Below are 25872 nucleotides of genomic sequence, written 5' to 3'. Positions count from 1 at the left end.
AATCAAGTTTGCAAACAAAAACATTGGATTCAATGAATATTTCTATACTTTCCCCTATTTTTTAGCTTTCTTTTTGAAAAGATTTCTAAAAGATAGAAAAATTCAATAAAACTTGTTATATAAAAACGGAATCATTGTTTTGATTCCGTTTTTTAAGTTATCATATTGAAAGATATGACTCTTATCCTAATCGTTGACTATTCTTTGATATCAAATTATTGTTCATTCATTTTCTTTAATTCATTCAATAATTCTATTGTATGTGGTAACCATTTTCCAGTTGTAGAAATGACAATGACAATTTCATTTTTAATATATTTTAATTGTGGTTTGTCATATAAACGATTGACTAATTCAAAAAGCTGATCACCTGCAACATGTGAAGAAAATTCCTGTGTCAGCATTAATTGAACATCATTACCCGTTTCCTTGACCTCATCAATAAATGGTTCAGTACATAAGATTTCATATTGACGTTTGAATACAATATTTTGAACTTCTCTTGGTAATGTTCCATATAAATCCTTTAACTCACTTTCAAGTGCCTTTAACTGTGTTAAATGCTGTGCTTTATAAATACGTTGATACAGATTTAATTTTTCCATATCATTTTCCACATAGTTTTCTGGTATATACCCATCTACAGGAACATTTTGAACTGGTACTTCCTGTTCTTCTTTTTTCTCACCCGTTTTTTCATCAATGGCTTCCTGAAGAATCTTCATATACATGTCAAATCCAACTGTATCAATAAAACCAGCCTGTTCTCCTCCTAGTATATCGCCTGATCCTCGAATCGATAAGTCACGCATAGCGATTTTATAACCACTACCTAATTGAGCAAATTCTTTGATTGCTTTTAAACGTTTCGTTGCTTCTTCATTCATTTGTTTGTTTTTCGCATATAATAGATAAGCATAGGCTAAACGTTCACTACGCCCCACACGTCCTTTAATCTGATACAATTGAGATAATCCAAAGTGATCTGCATTTTCAATAATGATTGTATTTGCATTAGGAATATCAATTCCCGTTTCAATAATCGTTGTACACACAAGAATATCATATTCATGATCAACAAATGACTGCATGACTTTTTCAAGTTCATCCTTACTCATTCTTCCATGTCCAATTCCAATACGAGCCTGTGGCACTAATCTGGCAATTTCATTAGCAACACTTTCAATATTGGCAGTCTGGTTATGTAAATAGAATACTTGCCCTTTTCTTCCTAACTCTCTTTCAATCACTTGTTTCACTAATTGTGGGTTCTTTTCCATGACATAAGTCTGAACTGGCAAACGATTTAATGGAGGTGTTTCAATTTGTGATAAACCACGAATCCCCATTAAAGACATTTGCAAAGTTCTCGGTATGGGTGTCGCTGTTAAGGTCAAGACATCAATTGTTTTTCGTATTTCTTTAATCTTTTCTTTTTGTTTGACACCAAAGCGTTGTTCTTCATCAATACATAACAATCCTAAATCTTTAAATACAACATCATTAGATAAAATACGATGTGTTCCTACTAATAAATCAATTTTTCCCTCTTTCACATCTTCTAAAATCTGTTTTCTTTGTTTGGTAGAAGTAAAACGATTTAATAAAGCAACTTGAACAGGGAAATTTTCAAATCGTTTGATCATCGTATGATAATGCTGTGAAGATAATATTGTTGTTGGACATAGAAAAGCAACTTGCTTACCACCTAAAATAGCTTTAAAACAAGCACGTAAAGCAACTTCAGTTTTTCCAAATCCCACATCTCCACACAATAATCTATCCATAGGACGAGGCATTTCCATATCTGCCTTAATTTCTTTAACAGCCTCTTTTTGATCTGGAGTTAATTCATATCCAAAGCATTCTTCAAACTGTATCTGCAAAGCATCGTCTTTTGGAAAAGCAAAACCGGGCTGTTTCATTCTTTGAGAATAAATTTCAATTAAACGATCTGCCAGATCATCCACTTTCTTTCTGACTTTTTGTTTCGCCTTTTGCCATTCAGTACTATTTAATGAATGAATCTTTGGTACTTTTCCATCTCTCGATGCGTATTTTCTGACTAGCTTAAAGTTTTCTACAGGTATGTATAAAGTATCATTTCCTTTATAAGCAATATATAAATAATCTTTCTTAGAACCTTTAACTTCCAATGTTTTAATTCCCATGTATTGTCCAATCCCATGAATATCATGAACAACATAGTCACCAATATTTAATTCCGTATAATCATTAATAATTTTAGCATCTTTATATTTAATATAACCTTTTTTCTTTTGGGTATTGACTTTAAATAATTCTTTTTCTGTCATTAAGACAACATGTTCTTCACAAAAATCAATCCCTGTTGAAAGTTCCCCCATATAAATATTAATACCTTGATAAATATGATCATCATGACCAATCAAAGTATAACTCAGTTGGTGTTGTTCTAGTAAATCCGTCATCATTTGAATCTGATGACTATTTTCCAGACACATTAAAATGGTATTTTGAACTAAATAATCTTTAATCTGTTGAATCAGTTGTGCTTCATTTAATAAAGATAATTGAACTTCTCTAGTGAAAAAGACAATTTGTTTTTCATTTTCTCTAAAATCTAGAAAATCTATGTCTGATTTCGTTAATAGTGAAGGTAATTCATGATATAAAGAAAGTCCTTTAACCATTTTCCCCATACTTTGTAATTCATGAGAATAATAAAATGTTTCTTCTACATATTGATGATAGACAGTTTTTATTTTTTCTTGGCTAGATGTTAAAATCAGAACATCATCAAAATAAGAACGTAACGTCGTAGATGTTGGAAACAATCCCATATATTGATACAGACGGGATGTACTTTGATGATTTTTAATCGCTTCTATATCAATAGAAATGTCCTCATCCAGTTCATCTTGATACTCTTCACAATCTGTCTGTTCTTTCATCATTTCTATCTGTGAAATCACATTTTCAATATCCTGATCATCATAAAGAATATCTGTAGCTGGTAAAATCAGAACATCTTTCACGTTTTCTAAAGAGCGTTGCGTGTTCTTGTCAAAGAAACGTAAACTTTCAATTTCATCATCAAAAAATTCTATACGAATAGGATTATCATATTGAATAGAATAAACATCAATAACTCCACCACGTTTAGAATAATAGAAAGGTTCATCCACCCTCTGTATCATCTGATAACCACTATATATCAACTTTTCTCTTAAAAAAAGTGGATCAATCGTCATTCCTACTTCTAAATGCAGAGTATGTTTTTTAAAGATTTGAGGATGTGGTAAATAACGTAAATAACTTTGGGTATGACAAATCACAACAAGTGGCTGTTGTGAAGAAATCTTTGACAATGCATGAATACGTTCTCCTACAAGTTCTTGAGAAGAAGCCAGAGCTTCAACACGCAAAGATTCATCACATGGAAAAAAGACAACTTTTTGATGAAGCAAAGGGTAAAGCTCCTGATATAAAAGTTGTGCCTGATATAAACTATCTTTAATAACCAGCATCATTTTTGGGCAAGTGAAAAAAGCACTAGCAATAAGAATCGCCTCATCACTAGCGTGAGATACAACAATCTCGCCTTTTCCTTTAAGCATTGCAAGATATGCTGGATTATTTTTCAAAATCTGAATAATCTTCTTCATATCTTATCATCTCCTAATTATAGGCATTCATAGCAGCAGTAAAATCTTTATCAAGAATGGTTATGACAGCCTCTTTTGCATCTTGAATTCCTTTTTCAATCATTGGCTGCTGCTCCTTTGTAAAACGCCCCAAAACATAATCAACAACAGGTATATAAGCATGTTTATCAATGCCCACTCGAATACGTTTAAAATTCTGTGTCCCCACATGAGCAATAATGCTTTTCATCCCATTATGCCCTCCAGCACTGCCACTTTGTCTTAAACGTAATTTTCCAGTTGGCATGTCCATATCATCATAAATCACAATTAAATCATCAACATCTATTTTAAAATAATTCATGACTTGAATCACAGATTCACCGGAATTATTCATATATGTTAATGGTTTTAATAATATGACATCCTCACCTTGATACTTCACTTTGACATATTCACCTTTAAATTTCTTTGTGTTGATTGATACATGCCAATAATCTGCTAAAGCATCCATCACCATAAATCCTACATTATGTCTTGTCAATGTATATTCTTTGCCCGGATTTCCTAATCCAACAATTAATTTCATAAACAACTCCTATCTTACTAATATCGCACAACAAACACCATTGACATCTAGATGATGATCTAGTATTTTACCTTTTTCACTATGATATAGAAGTGTAAAACCATCTTCTACCTCAACAGAAATCGTTTCTAAAGAAGCATTAAAATAAATGATAAAATCTTTATACTCACCATCATTTTGATGCAATGAATATTTAATCATACGATGATCAATATTTTCTGTTTTGACATTTTTACGTATCATATCATAACTTCCATATCTAAAACAAGGATTATTTTTTCTTAAATGAATTAAAAACTGTACAAACTGTGTTGTATCAATTTCCATATCCTTACGGTTCCAATCCAAAGCATTGACTTGATCTCCCGCATTATATGTATTGGAAAGACCACCTTTTGTCCTAAAAAACTCCTGTCCACTATGCAAGAAAGGAACACCCTGTGATAAGATAACAGCAGCCATCATTAGACGAGCACGTCTTTTTCGCATTTTTTCAGACTCATCATAATTAGAAATCTGTAATTTATCATAACATGTTGCATTATCATGACATTCTACATAATTAATTGATTGCGTAATTTTCGCAAACATATCTAGATTACATATAGCTTTCATTGCATCATTTGTTTTATACGTATCACCAGAAAAATATCCTTTTGTTTCCATCTGGTTTGTTCCTCTTAAAGTATCTCTAAAGAAATCATTGAAGAAACCAATATAAGGTGTCTTATGATTATTTTGAATGGTTGTACGCATGGATTCATCTAATGCTGTTGCCATATTCCACCCTTCTCCATAAACAACAAAGGATGGATCTAAAGCTTTCCCTTGAGCATCTACAAGTTTGATTGTTTCTTGATCAATAATCCCCATTAAATCAAAACGGAAACCATCAATACCATATAAAACCTGCCAACGTTTACACATATCTAGAATATATTTACGACACATTAAAGCTGTTGTATTTAAATCATTACCACACCATGAGCCATTAGATAGTGTTCCATCTTGATTTCTTCTAAAGAAATAATGTGGAACCGTTCTTTCTAAAGCATTGATATTGACATCATGCATATGATTAAACACAACATCCATGACAACACGAATACCACGTGAATGTAAAGCTTCAATCATACGCTGAGCTTCTGTAATACGCATATATCCATCATCTGGATCTGTAACATAACTTCCCTCTGTCACATTGTACGCTAGAGGATCATATCCCCAATTATAAAGTTCTATAGGATTCTTTTCATCCACTGTCGCAAAATCAGCAATTGGCATCAACTGTAAATGAGTAATTCCCAGACATGATAAATAATCTAATCCTGTTGGATTACCACTATCTGTTGATGTATTGAGTTCAGTAAAAGCTAAAAATTTTCCTTTATTTTTCATTCCACTTGTTGATGACATAGAAAAATCTCTGACACTTGTTTCATAAATAATCATATCAGTCATTTTTTCTAATGGTGGTAACTGGAAACGACGACATGGAACGGTATTTAAATCAACAATGATACTCGCATGTCCATTAGAAGATGAAGAATAAGCATAGGGATCCAATGTCACTTCATAACTATTTGTATGACGAATCAAATAAACATATTGTTCTAACTCTAAATCTTCATGAACTTCAACAAAATATACACCTTTCTTTTGTCTTTTCATTGGAAACAATTCTGTTTCCCCATTCCACTTCATGATTTTTAAAATTACACCTGTCGCAAGTGGTGCCCATACTTTAAATGTTGTTTTTTCTTTTGTATATTGGCTTCCTAAATCATCACGATCATAAAAATATAATTCATCAAATTGCTCACAAAGAGATAATCTTGAAAAGTCAAGAAAACAGCTTAATCCATAAGCATCAACAACCTTATAAACTTTTCCCATTGTAAAATTGGTATGAAATACATATTCCTGAAATCCGTCCTGACTACTATTATTCAACGAATCTCCATTCAGTGGTATCAATTCATCATTTTCAATATTTTTAATATAAAATTGGCTACTAATGCCATTATAATATCCTTTAGATAAGTAAACTCTAATCTCATCAAAAGCAACTGCATAAGCTTTCATCCTTACTGCACTTTCTTCCATATAACCATCCTTTCTCTTTAACACGACTATTAACCATTCCAAGTATAACATAAACAAATCTAAAAAACTATCAAAGAATGTAACCCCTTTACTTTTCTTGTTTAGGTTTGATACTTTATATCAATTGTCATATAAAAAAACAAATATACCTTTCAATAGGTATATCTCAGACTGTTGACAAAGTGGTAGAATTTTTTATTAAATCTACCACTTCTTTTATTTTTTTATGAAAATTGATAAATTTGTATTGTTTTCCTTATATTTCCTTCTTTTTTATTGGGTGAAGGAATATTTATGAGTCCTTTCCTTTTCTTCATTCTCGCTAATTTGCCTAAATTATGGCAGCCAAAAATAATCAACGATTCCTGTTGATTTTTCTTTAGTCCTTTTAATCTTGTGAATCTTAGTCCATGCTTTTCTTTGCAATCTGCATAGACTCTTTCTATCGTCTCTTTTCTTAGTGGATAGATATCTTTCCATTCTGGTGTATATCTGTTCTCATCTGCTATTTCTCTATATTCCTCCCATACATGTCTTGTGATGACCTTCTGATGATTTTTGCTCTGTGTACATTTCTCTAAAAATGGACATCCTTCACAGTCCTTTGGATTTGATTTGTATTCCCTGTATCCTGATCTGTTTGTTGTAGTATATTTCAAATCCTTGTTATTGGGGCATATATAAATATCCAACTTTTCATCATAGACATATTCATATTTCTTGAAGTATCCTTTTTTTGTCATGGGTCTTTTATATGGCATATATGCTCTGATTCCATCTTCTATGATTTCTCGACATATTGCTGGTGTCATGAATCCTGCATCTAAACTGATGTTATGTATTAAATCTCCATAGGTGTTCAACAGCTTTCTATATGCATCATGAAAAACAACACTATCGTGCTGATTGCCTGGTGCCACTGTATTATGCAGTACAAATCCGTGTCTATCACAGAATGTTAGATTTGTATATGCAAAGCATTTCTGTTTTTCTCCCTTATGAAAGCATCCGCTTTCCGGATCTGTCTTGCTTACCTTTATTGATTTTGTTCCTTTTCCTTCAATGAGTTCACCTGTTTCTTCGTCATATGCAAGTTCTATATCCTTTGTTTCCTTTATTGGCTTTTTCTCATGGGCTTTTCTATCCTTGTTGATTTCCTCCAGAAGTTCATCGTCATAGTATTTCTTTACTATTTCTACAGCCTTATTTTCATGTTTTCTATTATTGGCATTGGCCTTTCGATGTGTTCCATCTCCAAATACCGTATCAAGATCCACAAAATCATATGCGATGGCTTCTTCAATAATTTTTTTGAAAATCTCATCGAAAACTTCAGAATCTCCATATCTTCTGATGTAGTTCTGTGACCATGTTGAGTAGTTTGGAACCTCATCATCAATGGACAACCCTAAAAACCATCTGTAGGCAAGGTTCACCTTTGTTTCTTCACATGTTCTTCTCATGGAATGAATACCAAATGCAAAGTTGATAAAAAGCATTTTAAAAAGTACCACCGGGTCAATACTTGGTCTGCCAAAAGAACTATATAAAGGTCTAACGAGAGGATATATGAAATTCCAGTCAATAGCTTCTTCAAGCTCTCTTACCTTGTGATCCAATGGTACTAATTCATCTATAGTACTCAAAATCAAGCTGTCATTTTTTCGATTGTTTAAACATGTCATTGCCATAATATTTTACCTCCAAATATGCATTTACATTATACCATATTTTCATGATATAGTGGTAAAATAAAAAGTCGTGGAGCCTCAAAATTTGCATATTTGGAACGAAGTCATCCACGACAATAGATATAATACCATATATTTTTCTATTTGAAAACTAAAAGCTGTTGACTTTTTACTTTGTCAACAGCCTGAAATATACCTTTCAATAGGTATATCTGCTTTTTATTGATGTTCTATCATCTTCATAGCTTTCATTGCTTCTCTGGCTTTATAGAAACCTTCGGCTATGTTCAATCCATGATCTCCAATTCTTTCAAAATCTGTAAGAATCTTTGTATAGACAACACTGTTCTCTGTTGTACATTTTTTATCTTTTAACCTCTTAAGCTGATTCACTGTAAACTGATGATGTGTCTTGTCTATGTTCTCTTCTATTACATCAACTTTGTCTACAATGCTACTGAACTCATCATAGTTCATGATTCTCAGCTCATCTAGTATATTGACACAAAGACTGCTCATGATTCCTATCTCATCCATGGCTTCATGTGAGAATCGTCTGTCTTCACTTTGAAGCAGCTCGGCCCTTTGAGCTATGTTCACCGCATGATCTCCAATTCTTTCAATGTCTGATGATATCTTCATGAATAAACCAATAGCCTGTGATCCTTCTATTGGAAATTCTGTTGAAATCGCATTTGTTGTAAAGTCTACAATATTTTTATTGAGATAGTTGATATATTCTTCATTCTTTTGTAGCTTTTCATATTTGTCTTCCTTGAACTCTATCAAAAGTTCAAATGATTTTCTGACATTATCAATTGCTACATTCAACATGTTTTGTGTTTCATTGAATAATTGTGTATTCGCTATTGCACTTGTCCCAATATGATAATCATTTGTAAAGATACCAAAATCCAGATATCTCAACTGCATCTTTCCTTCCAGTTCTGGTTTTTCTGGTAAGATAATAAATGATAAATCAACCAGCTTTTCACCAATAGGTAATAAAATGATTGTTGTAACAACATTAAAGACCGTATGAACATTAGCAATTTGAGCAACAACATTTGTTGGTGTCAATGATGCCATAAACGATGCAAATGGTGTCAACATACTAACAATCACAAAGATAATTGTTCCAATGATATTAAATGATAAATGAATGATTGTTGTACGTTTCGCATTACGATTAGCACCAATTGAAGCCAATACAGCCGTGATACATGTTCCAATGTTTTGTCCAAATAAAACATAGATTGCTGATGGGAGTGTGACAACGCCACTCATCGCTAAAGCCTGTAAAATACCAACTGATGCTGAAGATGATTGAATGATTGCTGTAAAGACTGCCCCCACAAGAATACCAATCAATGGGTTCTGGAAGTTTGCAACAAGACTCGCAAATTCTGGAGAATCACGTAAAGGTATCATCGCCGTTGACATCATTTCCATTCCCATAAATAAAATACCTAAACCAGCAATGATTTCTCCAAAAGCATCAAGTTTCTTGCTTTTAAAGAATGCTATCAAAACAACCCCAACAAAAGCAATAATCGGTGCTAATACTGTAATATCCAAGGCAATCAGCTGCCCTGTAATGGTTGTTCCAATATTGGCTCCCATAATCACCCATACAGCATTTTTCAACTGCATCAATCCAGCATTCACAAATCCTACTGCCATAACTGTTGTTGCTGAAGATGATTGCATAATCGCTGTCGTTAAAGCACCAACTATTGTTCCTAAAAAACGATTTGTTGTCAATTTTTCCAAAATTGACTTCATCTTATTCCCGGCAGCCAGCTCTAAACCATTTGACATCATTGTCATCCCATAAAGGAATAAAGCCAAACCACCTAACATTGAGAATATATTTGTCAGTTCCATCTGTTCCTCCTATTTACATACAAATAAAACTTAACATAATCTTAATATATTGTAAACATAATTTTAACATTTCTAGACAATAAATGTTGATTATTTGTACATAAAACAAAGCAGGGACAATAACTGCTTTGAATATTCCTTTCTAAAAGAATATTATAAAATATATGAGTATATAAATAATTTTCCTTTTGACTTTTATTTGTCTTTCATTAGATAAACCATAAGCTTTTTTTGAATATGATAGCTTTCATTTTTTAATAAGTTATTTAATGCACTATACTAAACTGTATTATCTTTTCCAGACTTCACCCTCCACAATGAATGTAAATATAGTTTATAGAATTAAAATTTTCAATAATATTAGCTATATTTTTTCATGACTTTTCAATTTTTTAGAAATATAAAAAACCAACAAAATAAGTGACCTTACTTCATTGGTTTTCTGTTTTTATCTTTTCACTCTATCTAATTTCCAGATATCTTTTACATATTCTTCAATTGTACGATCTGATGAGAAATATCCAGACTGTGCAATATTGACAAGACACATCTTAGACCATTTTGCGCGATCACGATACAATTCATCAACTTTTGCCTGTGCTTTTAAGTAAGCTTCAAAATCTGCAAATAAGAAGTATTCATCATTACGATTCATCAATTCATCAAAAATCATTCTAAATTCTTCTCTTGAAGCATGGAATGTTCCATCAACTAATGAATCAACAACATTTTTAATACGAGGATCATTATTATAATAATCCCATGCATTATATTGTCCATTCCATCTTAATTCATTGATTTCATTATCTTTTAAACCAAAGATAATCACATTGTCATCGCCAACACGTTCAGCAATTTCTACATTTGCACCATCAAGTGTCCCTACAGTGACAGCACCATTCATCATGAACTTCATGTTACCTGTTCCACTTGCTTCTTTTCCAGCTGTAGAAATCTGTTCAGAAACATCTGCAGCAGGCATAATCTTTTCAGCAATTGTAACACCATAGTTTTCAATAAAGACAACCTTTAAATAAGCATTTGTATCTGGATCATTATTCACAACATCAGCAACACTGTTGATTAATTTGATAACTTTCTTTGCAAAATAGTAAGCAGGAGCTGCTTTTGCACCAAAGATAAATGTTCTTGGATAAATCTTAAATTCAGGATTCATCTTCATTTGTTGATATAAGTAAATCACATGCATAATATTTAATAACTGACGTTTATAGGCATGTAGTCTTTTGACTTGAATATCAAAAATACTATTCACATCAACTTTAATACCATTGTGTTTATAAATATAATCAGCTAAAACTTGTTTTCTTTGTTGTTTCACATTGTAGAATTTACCTTGAACAATGGAATCATCTACATAATCCATGAGTTTTTCTAATTCTTCTGGATGTTTAATCCAATCATCACCAATTGTTTCATTTAATAATGAAGTTAATTCTGGATTAGAGTAAGCCAACCATCTACGATGTGTAATTCCATTTGTTTTGTTATTGAATTTCTTTGGATATAAGAAATAGAAGTCTTTCATTTCCTGTTCCATTAAAATTTGTGTATGAAGTCTGGCAACACCATTGACACTAAAGCTTCCAACAATCGCAAGGTGTGCCATATGCACTTGACCATCTTTTAAAATCATCACACGATTTAATAAATCTTCATCATTATCACTAATATGTTTCACATAACCAATAAATCTTCTATTGATTTCTTCAATAATCTGATAAACTCTTGGAAGTAATGCCTGCATTGTTGAAATTGGCCATTTTTCCAATGCTTCAGATAAAATCGTATGGTTTGTATAAGCACATGTCTGTGTTGTAATATGCCATGCTTCATCCCAATCCATATCATATTCGTCAATTAAAATACGCATTAATTCAGGAATAACCAAAACTGGATGTGTATCATTTAACTGAATAACATTCTTTTCATGGAAATTAGATAAAGATGGATACACTCTTAAGTGATTTTTAATAATAGCACGTAATCCTGCTGATACAAAGAAATATTGTTGTTTTAAACGTAATGTACGTCCAGCAAGTGTTGAATCATCAGGATATAATGTCTGACAGATATCTCTGACTTCTTGAGCATATTGTCTAAAATCTTTATTAGATGGAATTTCATCACTTGGTTCTGAATGCCATAAACGAAGTGTGTTAGTGACAGTTGTGTCATTACCAACAATTGGCATATCATAAGGAACCGCTCTGACACATTCAGCATCCACATGATCCCATTTTCCAGTTTCTTCATTCCATACAACACGTCCCCAGAATTTAACATCAACAGCATGTTTAGGTTTTCTCACTTCCCACATATTTCCTAATTTTAACCATTGATCAGGAACTTCAACTTGATATCCATTTTCAATTTTCTGTTTAAATAAACCATATTCATAACGAATTGTATTTCCAAAAGCTGGATAAGAAAGTGAAGCCAATGAGTCCATGAAACAAGCAGCCAATCTTCCTAAACCACCATTTCCAAGACCTGCATCAGATTCCAATTCTTCCAAATCATGAATATTAATACCATAATCAGCTAATCCTTCTTTAGCGATTTCATAAATTCCTAAATTCATCATGTTGTTGACTAGTAAACGTCCAATCAAAAACTCCATAGAGAAATAATGAACCTGTTTTTGATAATTTGTTCTTGTTGCCATTTTTGTCATAGCCCAATTGACAGAAGCATAGTCACGAACCATTCTTTCAAGTGTCATAAATTTTTCAGTAATATGTGACTCCTCAACTGTACGTCCGTAAGATTCGATAATTCTTCTTGAAAATTCATATTTAAATTCTTCTTTTGTCTTAAACATATCTCGTCTCCCTCAACTATTTTCTTTTCAATTCAAATATCATACTCGAAAATGGTGCAATGTCAACCAAAATCGAATTTTCTTTGTTTACAGCGTGTATTTTTTGTGATTTAATAGCACGTTTATTCGTAAAATTGCTACCAGTGTAATAATCTGTATCTGTGTTAATGATTTCCTTATAAGTTCCTGCTACAGGAACAGGAATACGATAACCATGATGTGTATTTCCTACAAAGTTCATAACACAAACAAGCACTTCCCCATCCGGTGCATAACGTGCATAAGCAAAGACACTTTGTTTCATATCATCCACAACTAACCATTCAAATCCTTCTGGATAGTAATCGTATTGATATAAAGCCGGATGTTTTAAAATCAGATGATTTAAATCACTAAAATATCTATGGAATGAATCATGTTGTGGATATTTTAATAATACCCATCCTAATGCTTTCTTTTCATCCCATTCTTTATATTCAGCCAGCTCATTTCCCATAAAGTTTAATTTCTTACCTGGATGTGTCATCATATATAAGTATAAAGACTTACACTGAGCAAATTTCTGATCATTATTCCCCCACATTTTATCTAGAATTGTGCCTTTACTATGAACCACTTCATCATGTGAGAAAGGCAAAATATAATTTTCACGATAGAAATACATCATAGAAAAAGTCAGTTTATTGTGAACATCTGGGTATTGTCGATAAATTGGATCCTTTTTAAAATAAGCCAATGTATCATTCATCCAACCTAAATCCCATTTATAATCAAATCCAAGTCCTCCAGATTGTGGAGCTGTTGTGACATTTGGATAATCAGTTGAATCTTCCGCAATCAACATGACACCAGGAAATAATCCATTCATATGCGAATTCATACGTTTCATGAATTCAATGGCACCATCATTGACACCACGTTCTTTATTTCCTTTCCAATAAATCAAATTACTAATCGCATCAAAACGAATACCATCCACATGAAAGTAATTCGCCCAGAAATGAACAGAAGACATCAAGAAACTACGTACTTCTTCTCTACCCAAATCAAAATAACAGCTATCCCATTCTGTATATCTTAAATTGATATCTGGATATTCGTAAACAAAGCCCCCATCAAATTGATGCAATCCATGTCCATCTTTTACAAAATGAGCAGGTACAAAATCCATAATCACGCCAATATTATTTTTATGACAAGCATTGATAAATGCCATTAATTGTTTTGGATTACCGTAACGACTTGTTGCACTAAAATATCCTGTTGCCTGATATCCCCATGACCCATCAAAAGGAAATTCAGTTAAAGGCATTAATTCAATATGTGAGAACCCATTTTCTACAACATAAGGAATGATCTGATCAATCATTTCTTCATAGCTGCAATATTCACCATCTTCTTCATCAGTAAAATCTTTTTTCATTTTCCATGAACCAATATTAGCTTCATAGATATTCAAAACTTTATCAAAATTCTTTGTGCGCTTATTTAACCAACGTTTATCAGCCCATCTAAAACCATCAATTTTATAAACCTTAGAAGCTGTTCCCGGTCTTAATTCACTAAAGAAAGCATAAGGATCAGCACGATCCACCCAAGAACCATTAGGTATTTCAATACGATATTTATATGTATCATATTGTTTGATTTTAGGAATAAATAAAGTATATATACCACCATCTGTATATTTTTCCATATAGTGATTTTCACCATTCCATTTGTTGAAATCACCTACAACCTGCACACTTCTAGCATTTGGAGCATAAACAGTAAATCTTACACCTTTTTGCCCATCCATTTCTTCAAAATGTGCACCAAAAACTTTATACATCTCTAAACAGTTTCCTTCATGGAAAAGCTGAATCAAAAAGTTATCTAATTGTGCCATAGTCAAACCCCTTTCATAGTTTTTATTATACATGAAAACGCTTAAAAAATCACTCTTTTTATTTATAGCGAATAAACAAAAAAAGAAATACAAGAATATATATGCAAATTCTTAATATTTCTTTTATCCTCTCATAACAAACAATAACTCATATTTTAAAGTTTTTTTGTTGCCTATTGAGTATACTATTAAAATAATCATAACTGTTTCATTATCAATTAAAAAAATCAATATATACTTTGATATAAGTTTGTAAAAAAAGATTCGAAATTTAACTATCGAATCCTTATAACATTCATAAACTCTTATATTTTTTGATTATCTTCTTTAATAAATTCAATAACATCATTAGGTGTACAATCCAATGCCACACATAGTTTTTCCAAAGTAAAAGTTGAAATTCCTTTGCCATGTTTAATATTATGAATTGTTCTTGAATTCAATCCATGGACATGAATCAAAGTATATGTTGTTATGGATTTGTCTTTCATTGTCTTAAATAATGGAGCATAACTGATCATCGTATCACAACCTTTATACTATTATGCCCATTTCTTAAGATGATGAATATATTGAAAAAAGTAACTATGAAATATCAAGACAATAATAAAAAGCATGATTTCAAATCATACTTTCTATCAAAACATTCATCTTGAATTATAATAGTTTGTTGTGGACATGTTGTTTCATTCATATAACAACAGATACAAGATATTCTTTGAAAAGCAGGATAGTCCTCATCATCTGTTGTCACATCATCCATTGGGCATGTGTCAATGCAACAACTACAACGGATACATTTTTCACAATCTAATACTAAAATTGGATTCATGTTTTCCCCTCATTTAGATTACTTTACAATCACTTCACTAACATCTTTTAATAAAATAGAATATGTTCCATCTTCCTGTTTAACCTTTTCCACCTTATCACCAGATAGATATTCCTCAATTGGTAAACTAATCTCAATTTCATCATCTAATACCAGTTTACATTTATCCATAGCTGTTAATGATAAACTTTCAATCTGATCTTCTTCACCAATTCCTAAGTCTTTCATCATAATTTCACTTTCTTCTTGTGCCTGTCCATCTTTTTCTAATACCTTTTTGACAATTTCTAAAGGTTTAACAGGTTGATTAGTATCAATTTTTTCCTGTATTTCATGTTTCATTAAAGGCAACGCTTTTCCATCATTAACATTATAAATATCATCCATCTTTCTCACAACTTTTTTCATGGTTGATATTTTCTGCTTATCTGTTAGCTTTTCTTCACCTTTAATCCACTGTGCATTTAAATAAAAATCCAATTTCCCATCAATGTTATATTTCTTTTCAATTAAAAATAACTTTTTCGCATCCACATTCACAATAATCGCTTCATCTACCGGTGAACCCATTGTTGGTAAAACCTGTTTTTTAGTAATACGAATATTGTTTTCATCAATCACACTCATGGGAATATAACGATAATTCAGTTTTAAAGCACCGACATATCTTTCCCCGTTTTTATAACAATCTACAAATAAAACATTACTGTTAGGCATTTCTTCAATCACTGAGCCTAAAGCAAATAATTTGTCCGTCATTTCATGAGCCTGTTTGATAAATTCTTCTTGACTTTCAATCATTTTTTCACTTCTTAACATCATCTCATGTAAAGAACCAACCGTTAATTCTTTTAAAGAAGGAGAATTTAAGGCTTTCTCTACTTTTTTACGATAATAATCTATAGATGTTTCATTCATGTCTACAAAATCAGTAGAATGATAAATCTTACGATGTTCAAAATCCAGCATATGCATTAATATTTTATTGATTACAATTGTATTCACATTATCACCCTGCAAAATTATAACATATTTCTTTATCGAAGACATTAAATACTTTATAATAATCTCGAGGTGAAATAATATGAAAATTGTCATTGCCCCAAGTAAAACAATGAAATATCAAAAGGTTCCTTTTGTTGGTAGTGAACCTTTGTTTCAAGAAGAAACACAATATCTTACAAACATTTTAAAACAATATAATGATGAACAGTTATGTCAGCTCATGAAAATATCTTATAAACAGGCAACTCAAGTTTATCAGTATTTTCATGATGAACAGACTGCTCATCCTGCTTTAGCTTTTTATCAAGGAACAGTTTTTAAACAACTTGAATTAGCATCTTATATGAATCATCAAGACTACTTATCTGAACACTTATGTATTTTAGATGCTTACTATGGTGTTTTAAAATACAATACTTTAATAACGCCTTATCGTTTAGATATGACAATGAAACCTGATCATATCAACTTATATGATTATTGGTATACACCTTTATATCAATATTTTGAACAAGTTGATTTCATTATTTCTTTAGCTTCTAAAGAATTTACCAATATGTTAAGACATCCTCATATTTATTTTATAGATTTCATTATCAACGATCATGGGAAAATGAAAAGAAACGCTATGATTATCAAAAAAGCCAGAGGTCAAATGTTAAATCAGATGATTTTAAATGAGATCAAAACATTGGATGAATTGAAAACAATCAATATTGATGGTTTTACATATCAGCCAGATTATAATCAAGAAGGTACTCTTGCCTTCGTCAAAAATATGTAAAGGAGACTATTGTGTTAAAAAGTGAAAAAGTTATCGTTATTGGAATTGGATCTTTTATAGGGTTGTTTATCTTGAACTCTTATTTTTTATCTTATATTCTATCATTTCTTATTGTAGGTGGAGATGAATATGTACTCTCCTATCTGATGCCCATATATAGTGGGATTGCTCTTATTGGGGCTATTATTATTTGTTGTAGCTATGTTATTATTAAAAACTCACTAATTTTCTGATTATCTTTTCATAAGCTGGTAAATGTCGGTATAGCCTGTATTTTAGGGCTTTATCGGCATTTTCCTTTTGGAAGATACTCTGCATAAGCTGGCATTTACCAGCATGAAAATGCAACCAAAAGTAGTAAATGAGTAGTACAATCACCGATTTAAGAAGCAAGAGCCAGCCTTTCAAGTTCTGCTTTTGCTGAATTCAAAGTACCGTGTGCGTAGTACCCTAATGTCATGGTGATGTTTGCGTGTCCCATGATATATTGCAGGGTGTTCGGGTTCATTCCTTTGTTTGCCATGTTCGTACAGTAGGTATGTCTGAATGAGTGTGGTGTGATGTTGGGTAGCTGGTCTTTATGTGTCTTGTTGTATTTCTTCACAAGCCCACGCAACATACTCTCATAGTTTCCAGCCACTTTAGGGAAGCCCTTTTGGTTTAGGAACAGGAAATTGCTGTAACCGCCTATGATGATAGGCTCTGCCTTTCCTCTGTTCTGTAACACTCGCTTAAAGGCTTGATAGGCTCTTTCTGTCATTGGAAGCTGACGTTCTCCTTTTTTGGTCTTAGGTGTTTCAATGTAGTAGCCGATTTCGCTGTCTTTCAATAGCTGGTGGTCTACATTGATGATACGGTTCGCCATATCAATATGGACTGTCAGACCGCAAAATTCAGAAATACGAAGCCCCGTTTCCAGAAGAATAACCACTTCATCATAATACTTGCTGTACGTCTTGTCCTGTTCCATAAAGGCAAGCATTTTTTCTTCCTGCTCTGGCGTGAGAATGACTTTAGGCTCTGAATTATCTTCCAGAACGTCACTCAATTTGAAGCTGAAAGGATTTTTTCTGATACAGTCGTCCTCAATCGCCATATAGAATGACGCTTTCAGTGAACGCTTGTAATTGCTAATCGTCTTGTAGGAAAAGCCATTCTCATACATTCGCATAGCCCATTCCTTACCGTCTGATAGCTTCACTGTATCAATGCTCCTTGCACCCAGAGGGTCGTTTTCCAGAATTTTCATAAGGTACTGGCGACCTTTTTCTGTGTTGCGTTTCACATTTTTTCTCTGGCTGTTCTTCTTTGCGTAGAGCTGGCAGACTGTCATTTTCCCGCCTATGGTATTGATACCGTCGGCAAGGTCTTTCTTAATCTGCTTTTCTTTTTCTCTCAACGACAAATCTTCACGTTTCCCTGCAGGTGTCTTGTCTGTCGGAACAAGTTTCCAAGCATACTTAAACTGTGGGTTCCCGTATATATCGGTATATTTGTAAACGTATCTTCCGTCTTTTCTCTGGCTCTCTCCAAGTCGTAAATTGCGTCCCTTATTGTCTTTTCTCTTTACATTAGACATAGTGCGAAGCTCCTTTCCGTCAAGGAATGAGCCGTTGATACGTTATACTTTATTATATCATATCTACGGCTCGCTGACATTAGATTTCGTCCAATGTATCAATGATTTTTTCAAACTGTTTTCGCTTAATCTGCACACGGTTTCCATTCACAATCACCCAGCCAGCGTCGAGATTTTCCTCTGCCAACTTACGCAATTTCTTTTCCCCGATACGGAAGTATTTTGACGCTTCCTCAATCGTCAGCGTGTACTTTTCCCAGATAGGCACATCAGTATTGTTCGTCATGTATAAGCACCCCCTTTACTGTGTGTCTTTTGGAAGCAGACAGACGGCTCTGGAAAAGCTCCGCTGGTATCTCAACCAATCTCATTCCTATGAGCAAAACCACCTCTGGGACGTATCATTATCCTGTGAATACAGGTCATGGCGGGGCGACTTTTCCAAAGGTCGCTCTCGGATCACTGCGTGGGTCGCTCGCTCTCTTTTGGAAAGGTCATGGCGTACAGTCCCCGTGGCTCGCTGTATCACAAACGTATCTGTCTGCTTTATTCAGTTGTCAAAGACCGCAACGGCTTATACGCCTGTCAAAGCCCATATGAGGTCATATAGACTTTGATAGATATACAAGCCCCAGAGAGGACGCAGGAAAGGGGATAATGCGTCACTCTGTAATAGGACGTTGGTTTATGCTACTTTGAAATTAAGCACCTGCTCAATCAGTTTTGCTTCCAGACGGCTACGCATATCCTCGTCAACGCTGGTGTGAGGATTGCCGTATTCGTCAATGCTTGTTCGCATGGACAAGCGGGCAATGTATGGCTCGTAATGGCATAACACAACATTCATAGCCAGAATATCGCCCTGTGAAGCGGAAACGATAACAGGGTAAGGCAATAAGCCATTGCCTTTATGTACCGCTTTATTCTTCTTCATGCTGTTTTTCCTCCATTCTTTTTCTGACTTTTTCAAATCCTCTTTGACGCTTATAGTTCACTGTACGGCGTACAATTTTCAGCAGGTCGGCAATCTCGCCGTCGTTGAAGCCTAAACCGTAGAGCAACAAGATAAAGCGTTCTTCCTCAGAAAGTTCCTGCAATGCTTCACTTAACAGCTCATTCTTGATTTTCACGTCGTAGCCCATGACTTTGTAAAGGTCATAGTCCGTGGAATAATCATCATAAGTCGAGAGTTCCGCAAGTTGTTCTGGCGTGAGTTCTGAAAAGGAAATCTGCAAATCGTTCATACGCTGGTAGTGCTTCTGAATATTGATTGCTTCATTCTTCAAAATCTTCTTGCAGTAACAGTCAAAGACTTTCTGAACATCTTCCGGAGAAGTGGGTCTTTTCACATTTTCACCTCCTTTCGCTTGTCAAAAGGCGGTGATTGTAACCGTTCCTTCCCCCTTTCCGTCATTAATACAAATGAGAGGATATGAACTGGCAAAGTTTGAAAAAGAAATCCAGAAAAAGCAAAAAAGCCCAAGAAGTTTTGATAACCTCGTTGAGCTTTAGCGAATATAATCGACAAATATTGAGGAAATTCTACACGGAAATAGCTGTAAACTCCCTTAACACGGATTAAAATTTTTTTGATGATTTTCTTTTATGCACTCCTGTCATTCGTAATCCTCCCGTGAAGAAACCGCCTTGCCAAAATAAGGCAAATTTCAACAGAATAAGCATAAAAGATAAATCCGTCCTAATTCCGTCCAAGTTCTTGTTTTTTAGCAGGAACTAAAAAAGGCTATCACACCCAGCATAAATGCCGTGATTGCGATAACCCTGTGTATCAGATAATCTCTGTATTTTCTTTAATGAGCTGGCGAATATCGTCCTGCTTTGCTGGCGGTACTTGACCGATGAAGTCTGCCAGCCATTTATCTCTCTGTTCATAGACGTTTTCATCATCATAATAGGCTGGATAGTCTTGAAGAATATCAATTTCCCTGTCAGTCCGTTCCGCTTCATTGCACGCCAAGTCTAAATGTTCACTAATCAATTCCTGCGTATAGGTAGTATAGCCCAGAACCATAGTAATATAAGTGATACGTTCAAAATCCGTCTGTGTCATTGCTTCCTTGCCCGTCAGTAAGTCGTAGTCATGCTGTCCGCATACAGACAGAAATACTTCCTTTTGCTTCTCCACTTGTCCCATAATAGCCACTCCTAAATCATTAAATTTTTAACTGCCTGCTGGTAACACAGATAAATTCCTCTGGTGTAGGCGTACTGTTGCCGAACAGTCGTTTAAACTCTGCCTGCTGTTCTGGGTCGTCACTGTTCATTACGTCTATGATTTTCCCCTGTATCTGTTCACGGACTTCTGAAACAGAAAGTCCATGCAGACGAGCCATTTCTTTTATCATTTTCCTGCTATCCCTTTTACTGAATTTCATCATACGGTCAGAACACCTCTTTTCTCAAAATTGATGATATATTTCAAAAAATTCGCCAAAAAATATAGTACATAAATGTTTCATCTATACAGACTATTATATTACACTCTGTGAATAGTTACAATAATGAAAAGCAAGAAAGGAGAGGGAAACTGTGGAAATAGACTATAAAGCAATCGGACAGCGTATCAAGATAGCACGAATTAAGAAAGGCATAACACAGGAAACCGTCGCAGACCTTATAGATATTACCCCAGCCCACATGAGCAACGTGGAGACAGGGAAAACGAAAGTCAGCCTGCCGACATTGATTGAAATTGCCAATGCCCTTTCCGTATCAGTTGATGTTCTCCTATGTGATAATGTACTTGCTTCACAGAATATTTTCAAGGGAGAAGCAAAAGAGATTTTTGAGGATTGCGACGAATACGAAACCCGATTTTTAGTTGACCTGCTGAAATGTGCCAAAACAGCCATACGTAGGGATAAGAACGTAAGAAATCAGTTCAATAGATAAAACCGTAGCGTGCAGATCACAATGAATTGTGAAATACAGCTACGGTTTTTCTTCTCCGCTGAATTTATATCCCACGCCCCAGACAGTGATGATATATCGTGGATTGTCTGGGTATGGTTCTATTTTCAGTCTTAACTTTCTGATGAATGAGGAAAGGTTGCTTGCGTCTGGTACATTGTCATATCCCCACACATTTTCGTAAATCTGTTCTTTTGTAAATACCTGTCCTTTGTGGCTGGAAAGGAAATATAGCAGGTCAAATTCTTTGGCAGTCAGATGTATTTTATCTCCTTTATCGTCAGTAACGGTACGAGTAAAATAATTTACGTCTAAACCGTTATATTTCTTGCTTAGAGAAACAGGTGCAGTACACAAAGTATTAGACAGCCATTCTACTAACTGATTAAAAAGATGTTCTTCTTTATCTGTAAATTCAGCAACTAATATTTTCCCATAATATCAACAACTTTCATAAATAAATTTCATAAGAACAATTATTCTATAATATGTCATCAAATAACTTTAACTGAATACCTTTGCTTTTCTCTTCAAATTTGCTTAAATATTCAAAGATAATTTTGTTATCATGTACTATCCCGTTATCTTCACATATTTGATGAAAAAGCTTCATCAATGTCGCATTATTTGGACTGTTTATCTGATACTGCATACCATAAGTTTGTATATATTTATCTTTCAAATACGGAAACAATCTGTCTAACTGGTTATAAAAATATTCTCTATTTCCCTCACGAAGCGTTAGTCCCATTCCAAAACAGATAACACCATAAACTTTTGCTTCAATACAATAATTTAAAATTCCTTTGATATTTTCTTCCGTATCATTGATGAAAGGAAGAATAGGGCAAAGCCAGACAACTGTGGGAATACCAGCATCATGTAGTTTTTTTAGAGCTTCAACTCTTTCTTTTGTTGTGCTGACATTTGGTTCAATTTTTTTGCATAAATCCTCATCATAAGTCGTCAATGTCATTTGTACTACACATTTTGTTTTATCATTGATAGCCTTTAATAAATCTAAATCCTTTAATACACGATTAGATTTTGTTATCAGAGTAAAGCCAAAACCGTACTTATATGCTAACGATAATGCTTTTCTGACACTACTAAATTCATCTTCAAGCGGAATATAAGGATCTGTCATAGAACCAGTGCTCAACATACATTTTAATCGTTTCCTTTTTAAAGCATTTTCTAAAAGGACAATAGCATTTTCTTTGACTTCAACATCTTCAAAAGCATGTTCCATGTGGTAACATTTGCTCCTTGAGTCACAATATATACAGCCGTGAGTACAACCTCGATATAAGTTCATTCCATTTGATGAAGATAAAATCCCTTTCACCTTTTTTAAGTGCATAAACTATACCTTTATAATTGAAATTTCTTTTTCAAAAAAGTTTCGTTCAAAAGATGATTAGTCACAAAATCACCGTTATAAAATACCGCCCAATTATTGAAAATGCAAGGAACATTTTTAGCTTTTTCTAAAGTATCTACAGCAATTAAATTTAATGGTATATTATTTTTATTACAGTATTCCTGTACTTGTTCAATGCAATTAGGAATATATGGACACTGTAATCCATAATAGATTGTCAGCTCCTTTTGGTCTATTGTCATTTTTTTTGCGTTTTCAGAAAAACAAGGCTTATTCCCATCAAAAGACAATGATAATAACTCATAATCATTCCCAGCCGTATCTGCCACTTCAAAACCATATTTCAGAAAAAACTTCTTATCAGATAAAAAAGGCTTTTTCTTTTTTGAGCTGAGAATGCATACACCAGATTTCCCAGTTTCCTTTGCGTCATGAATACAATATTCAAGTAAAGATTTTGCATATCCTTTTCCCTTAAAAGAGCCAGATACCCAAAGGCAGTAAATATACAGATAGTTTTCTCCAGAAACAGGAACCCATGCTGTTTCTATCGGAGCATATTCAATAAATACTTTTCCTTTTTTATCAAGTTTACGGAAAACATGACCTTCTTCAATTCGTTCCTTAAGCCATTGTTTTTTTACTGATACTCCAATTTGATGTTTTTTATCCGAAATTGCACAACATATATGTTCTGTGTCCAGATTATTCAGCGTTAAATTCATAAATGTTTCATTCATAAATGTTTCATTCATAAATAGTTCACCCCTTTAATACTTTTTCATCTGTATTATATCACAATAACCTTGACAACATATGTCATGGTTTATTTTGTTCGCATATTTTTTTTGCTTCATTGTAGACAATTTTTTTTAAATACTTTGGTTCTATGATACAAACCTTTGAACCAAAAGAAAGCAGATAACCAATCAGCCATTCATCTATAGGCATTGTAGCAGAAATTATAAAATCACCATTATCGTCTTGATTGATTTCATCAACTTCAAATTCATCATAAATCCGATAAGCCATTTCTTGAGGAAAACGCAGTATAACATTTTCACAATTTGCTTTTATTTCCTTTTTTTCTTCTTGTGGAAATTCCATAGGATTAAAAATTTTCCCCATATTCCTTGCTTGTATAATACGTGTCAATTTAAAGATACGGAAATCGGACTTATTCATACAAAAGGCTTTTATATACCAGCTTTTCGCTTTATACACCATTTTAAGTGGACAGATAACTCTTTCAATCACTTCTCCACGAGTATTCACATAAACAATACAAAGCATTTTGTGTGATATGATTGCTTCCTTTACCTTTTGAAACATAGCATTATCTTGCGATTTATTCCCCCAGCGTGAAAAGTCAACCTCAAGCCAGTTTTCACTTTTTGTATTAAAAATCGCTGATAGTTTTGACAATGTATCACTGTTATGATTATCCACAATAGATACACTTTTTAATGCCGTTATTATATCTTCTTTTTCTTTATCAGATAAAAGCAACCTATCTAAAACAAAACTATCTGCTATCTGTATGCCACCGTTTCTTCCCGTTGTCACATATATAGGCACACCCGCACTACTAATAATATCAATATCCCTATAAATTGTTCTTACTGATACTTCTAATTTTTCTGCCAACTCTGGAGCGGTAGATTTTCCGTTTTCCATTAAATGATAAATAATTCTAAATAATCTACTCTCTTGCATTTAAATCACTCCATTTCTTTTTCATAATATAAGCCTGACATATATATGTCAAGTTTATCAGGTAAAGACTCGCCAAAAGATATGAAATTAGCGAGTCTTTACTTATCGTCACTCTATAATCTTCCAGTTGCTATCCTTATGAAGCGTCAGCTCATACTGTGATACCTGTGTCGCTTTTGTCTGATTGTCAATGAATTTCACCGCAACGCTCACTTTCACATTGTCGCCGTCTGCCGTGAATACAGGATTTACAAGCTCGGAATAGAGGTAGTCCCCGGTTATCGGTTCAAGGGCATTTCCCTCTACATAGTAGGCAAGCTCCTTGTCCGTTGCGGTAGGGTACAGCTTGAAGAATGTTTCCAGAAATGCCGTAGCGTCATTTATCGTGCCAGCGTCCACACTGTTGTCGGCTTCCTGTGCCTTTGGTTCATAATCGGATTTTTCCATAGCAGGAGCGAGGGTCGGGTTCTGGATAATCACCATATCCCCGTCAGCGTCTACATGAACGGTCACGGTATAGGTTTCTGATACATTCCTTGTCTGGTCGCCCTCTTTTATCTGCTGATCTACTTCGTAGGCAACAGTAAAAGTGTTCTCCCCAGACTGTTCCACGTCCCAGATAAGTACGTCCGTGACCGTGGAGCTGGTCGGTATATCTGTTCTCACAGTATCAACATTCAAATCCTGCAATTCTTGTGTCAGATAAGCACTGATAGCCTGTGCCCTTGCTTCGATTGCTTCTTTGGTGTTGCTCCATGTGTAATAGGACTTCGCAAAGTTCTTGACAAAGTTTTCTATGCCGTTGGTGTCATTCAAGCGGAGCTGTATGGTTTCTACTTCATGGGTGGTGTGCTGGTCGATAGCCGTAAAATTCTTATACACACCAAAGCTCACGCTTGCGATAAGCACCACCCAGAGGGCAATGACGGACTTCTTATGCGTCCCCACTTTCATAGTACGGACTTTCTTTTCCTTTATCGGTTTTTCTTTCTTCTTGAACATGATTTCC

General features: G+C 33.9%; 24 protein-coding genes. 3 read left to right on the top strand and 21 right to left on the bottom strand.

The window, feature by feature from the left end:
* Window positions 1–215: 215 nt before the first annotated feature.
* The 10 genes from mfd to ACGHJ8_RS02990 form a co-directional block, all read right to left on the bottom strand.
* On the bottom strand, window positions 216–3647 hold the full coding sequence (gene mfd, locus ACGHJ8_RS03035; RefSeq protein ID WP_211962030.1) for a transcription-repair coupling factor: 3432 nt from the start codon (window positions 3645–3647) through the stop codon (window positions 216–218).
* Between the two features lie 13 nt (window positions 3648–3660).
* A complete protein-coding gene (pth, locus tag ACGHJ8_RS03030; RefSeq protein WP_211962031.1) occupies window positions 3661–4215 on the bottom strand; it encodes an aminoacyl-tRNA hydrolase in 555 nt (184 codons plus the stop codon).
* 9 nt (window positions 4216–4224) lie between these two features.
* Complete coding sequence (gene pulA, locus ACGHJ8_RS03025) at window positions 4225–6321, bottom strand: type I pullulanase (protein WP_211962032.1); 2097 nt, start codon at window positions 6319–6321, stop codon at window positions 4225–4227.
* Between the two features lie 224 nt (window positions 6322–6545).
* Window positions 6546–8006, bottom strand: a complete 1461-nt coding sequence (locus tag ACGHJ8_RS03020) for an IS1182 family transposase (protein WP_241146680.1) — start codon at window positions 8004–8006, stop codon at window positions 6546–6548.
* Between the two features lie 225 nt (window positions 8007–8231).
* Window positions 8232–9899, bottom strand: coding sequence for a Na/Pi cotransporter family protein (locus ACGHJ8_RS03015; RefSeq protein ID WP_211962033.1), 1668 nt, complete (start codon window positions 9897–9899; stop codon window positions 8232–8234).
* A gap of 448 nt (window positions 9900–10347) precedes the next feature.
* A complete protein-coding gene (locus ACGHJ8_RS03010) occupies window positions 10348–12744 on the bottom strand; it encodes a glycogen/starch/alpha-glucan phosphorylase (RefSeq protein ID WP_390541610.1) in 2397 nt (798 codons plus the stop codon).
* 16 nt (window positions 12745–12760) lie between these two features.
* Window positions 12761–14632, bottom strand: coding sequence for a 1,4-alpha-glucan branching protein GlgB (gene glgB, locus ACGHJ8_RS03005; protein ID WP_390541608.1), 1872 nt, complete (start codon window positions 14630–14632; stop codon window positions 12761–12763).
* Between the two features lie 305 nt (window positions 14633–14937).
* Window positions 14938–15153 (bottom strand): helix-turn-helix transcriptional regulator, encoded by a 216-nt coding sequence (locus ACGHJ8_RS03000; RefSeq protein ID WP_087357751.1) that lies wholly within the window; start codon window positions 15151–15153, stop codon window positions 14938–14940.
* Between the two features lie 74 nt (window positions 15154–15227).
* Window positions 15228–15464, bottom strand: a complete 237-nt coding sequence (locus tag ACGHJ8_RS02995) for a hypothetical protein (RefSeq protein ID WP_211962035.1) — start codon at window positions 15462–15464, stop codon at window positions 15228–15230.
* An 18-nt stretch (window positions 15465–15482) separates the two neighbouring features.
* Window positions 15483–16469: a nucleoid-associated protein gene (locus ACGHJ8_RS02990; protein ID WP_205089456.1), complete on the bottom strand. Its 987-nt coding sequence runs from the start codon at window positions 16467–16469 to the stop codon at window positions 15483–15485.
* 79 nt (window positions 16470–16548) lie between these two features.
* Here ACGHJ8_RS02990 and ACGHJ8_RS02985 point away from each other — a divergent pair, with 79 nt between their 5' ends.
* Both ACGHJ8_RS02985 and ACGHJ8_RS02980 read left to right on the top strand, forming a co-directional pair.
* Window positions 16549–17253 (top strand): YaaA family protein, encoded by a 705-nt coding sequence (locus ACGHJ8_RS02985; protein WP_390541605.1) that lies wholly within the window; start codon window positions 16549–16551, stop codon window positions 17251–17253.
* Between the two features lie 11 nt (window positions 17254–17264).
* Entirely contained in the window at window positions 17265–17486 is a 222-nt protein-coding gene (locus ACGHJ8_RS02980; protein WP_390541603.1) for a hypothetical protein, read from the top strand.
* 149 nt (window positions 17487–17635) lie between these two features.
* Here ACGHJ8_RS02980 and ACGHJ8_RS02975 read toward each other — a convergent pair whose 3' ends face one another.
* The 6 genes from ACGHJ8_RS02975 to ACGHJ8_RS02950 all read right to left on the bottom strand — a co-directional run bounded on the left by ACGHJ8_RS02975 (window position 17636) and on the right by ACGHJ8_RS02950 (window position 21231).
* Window positions 17636–18832, bottom strand: a complete 1197-nt coding sequence (locus ACGHJ8_RS02975; RefSeq protein ID WP_390541601.1) for a tyrosine-type recombinase/integrase — start codon at window positions 18830–18832, stop codon at window positions 17636–17638.
* A 79-nt stretch (window positions 18833–18911) separates the two neighbouring features.
* Complete coding sequence (locus tag ACGHJ8_RS02970) at window positions 18912–19118, bottom strand: excisionase (RefSeq protein ID WP_010817916.1); 207 nt, start codon at window positions 19116–19118, stop codon at window positions 18912–18914.
* Window positions 19119–19517: 399 nt separating this feature from the next.
* Window positions 19518–19766, bottom strand: coding sequence for a helix-turn-helix domain-containing protein (locus ACGHJ8_RS02965; RefSeq protein WP_032547283.1), 249 nt, complete (start codon window positions 19764–19766; stop codon window positions 19518–19520).
* Window positions 19753–20181 (bottom strand): RNA polymerase sigma factor, encoded by a 429-nt coding sequence (locus ACGHJ8_RS02960; RefSeq protein WP_021374998.1) that lies wholly within the window; start codon window positions 20179–20181, stop codon window positions 19753–19755. Before ACGHJ8_RS02960 ends, ACGHJ8_RS02965 begins: the two co-directional genes overlap by 14 nt.
* 440 nt (window positions 20182–20621) lie before the next feature.
* On the bottom strand, window positions 20622–20987 hold the full coding sequence (locus ACGHJ8_RS02955; protein ID WP_117512902.1) for a hypothetical protein: 366 nt from the start codon (window positions 20985–20987) through the stop codon (window positions 20622–20624).
* A 19-nt stretch (window positions 20988–21006) separates the two neighbouring features.
* Window positions 21007–21231 carry a hypothetical protein gene (locus ACGHJ8_RS02950; protein ID WP_390541597.1) on the bottom strand — a complete coding sequence of 75 codons (225 nt, stop codon included), beginning with the start codon at window positions 21229–21231 and terminating at the stop codon, window positions 21007–21009.
* Window positions 21232–21382: 151 nt separating this feature from the next.
* Here ACGHJ8_RS02950 and ACGHJ8_RS02945 point away from each other — a divergent pair, with 151 nt between their 5' ends.
* Window positions 21383–21745: a helix-turn-helix domain-containing protein gene (locus ACGHJ8_RS02945; protein ID WP_390541595.1), complete on the top strand. Its 363-nt coding sequence runs from the start codon at window positions 21383–21385 to the stop codon at window positions 21743–21745.
* A 39-nt stretch (window positions 21746–21784) separates the two neighbouring features.
* On the opposite strand, the gene ACGHJ8_RS02940 is transcribed toward ACGHJ8_RS02945, so the two are convergent.
* The 5 genes from ACGHJ8_RS02940 to ACGHJ8_RS02920 form a co-directional block, all read right to left on the bottom strand.
* Window positions 21785–22120 (bottom strand): helix-turn-helix domain-containing protein, encoded by a 336-nt coding sequence (locus ACGHJ8_RS02940; RefSeq protein ID WP_117512909.1) that lies wholly within the window; start codon window positions 22118–22120, stop codon window positions 21785–21787.
* A gap of 124 nt (window positions 22121–22244) precedes the next feature.
* Window positions 22245–23081 carry a radical SAM protein gene (locus ACGHJ8_RS02935; protein ID WP_390542404.1) on the bottom strand — a complete coding sequence of 279 codons (837 nt, stop codon included), beginning with the start codon at window positions 23079–23081 and terminating at the stop codon, window positions 22245–22247.
* A gap of 56 nt (window positions 23082–23137) precedes the next feature.
* Window positions 23138–23887, bottom strand: a complete 750-nt coding sequence (locus tag ACGHJ8_RS02930; protein ID WP_390541593.1) for a GNAT family N-acetyltransferase — start codon at window positions 23885–23887, stop codon at window positions 23138–23140.
* Window positions 23888–23966: 79 nt separating this feature from the next.
* Entirely contained in the window at window positions 23967–24863 is an 897-nt protein-coding gene (locus tag ACGHJ8_RS02925) for a YafY family protein (protein WP_173879507.1), read from the bottom strand.
* Window positions 24864–24971: 108 nt separating this feature from the next.
* Window positions 24972–25865, bottom strand: coding sequence for a conjugal transfer protein (locus ACGHJ8_RS02920; RefSeq protein ID WP_390541590.1), 894 nt, complete (start codon window positions 25863–25865; stop codon window positions 24972–24974).
* Between the last annotated feature and the right edge of the window lie 7 nt (window positions 25866–25872).

The organism is Massiliimicrobium timonense (assembly GCF_042850985.1).
Taxonomy (GTDB): domain Bacteria; phylum Bacillota_I; class Bacilli_A; order Erysipelotrichales; family Coprobacillaceae; genus Allocoprobacillus.
This window is presented reverse-complemented; position numbering and strand designations above follow the sequence as displayed.

Excerpts from the sequence above, each read along its gene's own strand:
- mfd (WP_211962030.1), bottom strand. The coding sequence starts at position 3,647 with ATGAAGAAGATTATTCAGATTTTGAAAAATAATCCAGCATATCTTGCA.
- pth (WP_211962031.1), bottom strand. The coding sequence starts at position 4,215 with ATGAAATTAATTGTTGGATTAGGAAATCCGGGCAAAGAATATACATTG.
- pulA (WP_211962032.1), bottom strand. The coding sequence starts at position 6,321 with ATGGAAGAAAGTGCAGTAAGGATGAAAGCTTATGCAGTTGCTTTTGAT.
- ACGHJ8_RS03020 (WP_241146680.1), bottom strand. The coding sequence starts at position 8,006 with ATGACATGTTTAAACAATCGAAAAAATGACAGCTTGATTTTGAGTACT.
- ACGHJ8_RS03015 (WP_211962033.1), bottom strand. The coding sequence starts at position 9,899 with ATGGAACTGACAAATATATTCTCAATGTTAGGTGGTTTGGCTTTATTC.
- ACGHJ8_RS03010 (WP_390541610.1), bottom strand. The coding sequence starts at position 12,744 with ATGTTTAAGACAAAAGAAGAATTTAAATATGAATTTTCAAGAAGAATT.
- glgB (WP_390541608.1), bottom strand. The coding sequence starts at position 14,632 with ATGGCACAATTAGATAACTTTTTGATTCAGCTTTTCCATGAAGGAAAC.
- ACGHJ8_RS03000 (WP_087357751.1), bottom strand. The coding sequence starts at position 15,153 with ATGATCAGTTATGCTCCATTATTTAAGACAATGAAAGACAAATCCATA.
- ACGHJ8_RS02995 (WP_211962035.1), bottom strand. The coding sequence starts at position 15,464 with ATGAATCCAATTTTAGTATTAGATTGTGAAAAATGTATCCGTTGTAGT.
- ACGHJ8_RS02985 (WP_390541605.1), top strand. The coding sequence starts at position 16,549 with ATGAAAATTGTCATTGCCCCAAGTAAAACAATGAAATATCAAAAGGTT.
- ACGHJ8_RS02975 (WP_390541601.1), bottom strand. The coding sequence starts at position 18,832 with ATGTCTAATGTAAAGAGAAAAGACAATAAGGGACGCAATTTACGACTT.
- ACGHJ8_RS02970 (WP_010817916.1), bottom strand. The coding sequence starts at position 19,118 with ATGACGAACAATACTGATGTGCCTATCTGGGAAAAGTACACGCTGACG.
- ACGHJ8_RS02965 (WP_032547283.1), bottom strand. The coding sequence starts at position 19,766 with ATGAAGAAGAATAAAGCGGTACATAAAGGCAATGGCTTATTGCCTTAC.
- ACGHJ8_RS02955 (WP_117512902.1), bottom strand. The coding sequence starts at position 20,987 with ATGGGACAAGTGGAGAAGCAAAAGGAAGTATTTCTGTCTGTATGCGGA.
- ACGHJ8_RS02950 (WP_390541597.1), bottom strand. The coding sequence starts at position 21,231 with ATGATGAAATTCAGTAAAAGGGATAGCAGGAAAATGATAAAAGAAATG.
- ACGHJ8_RS02935 (WP_390542404.1), bottom strand. The coding sequence starts at position 23,081 with ATGAACTTATATCGAGGTTGTACTCACGGCTGTATATATTGTGACTCA.
- ACGHJ8_RS02930 (WP_390541593.1), bottom strand. The coding sequence starts at position 23,887 with ATGAATGAAACATTTATGAATTTAACGCTGAATAATCTGGACACAGAA.
- ACGHJ8_RS02925 (WP_173879507.1), bottom strand. The coding sequence starts at position 24,863 with ATGCAAGAGAGTAGATTATTTAGAATTATTTATCATTTAATGGAAAAC.
- ACGHJ8_RS02920 (WP_390541590.1), bottom strand. The coding sequence starts at position 25,865 with ATGTTCAAGAAGAAAGAAAAACCGATAAAGGAAAAGAAAGTCCGTACT.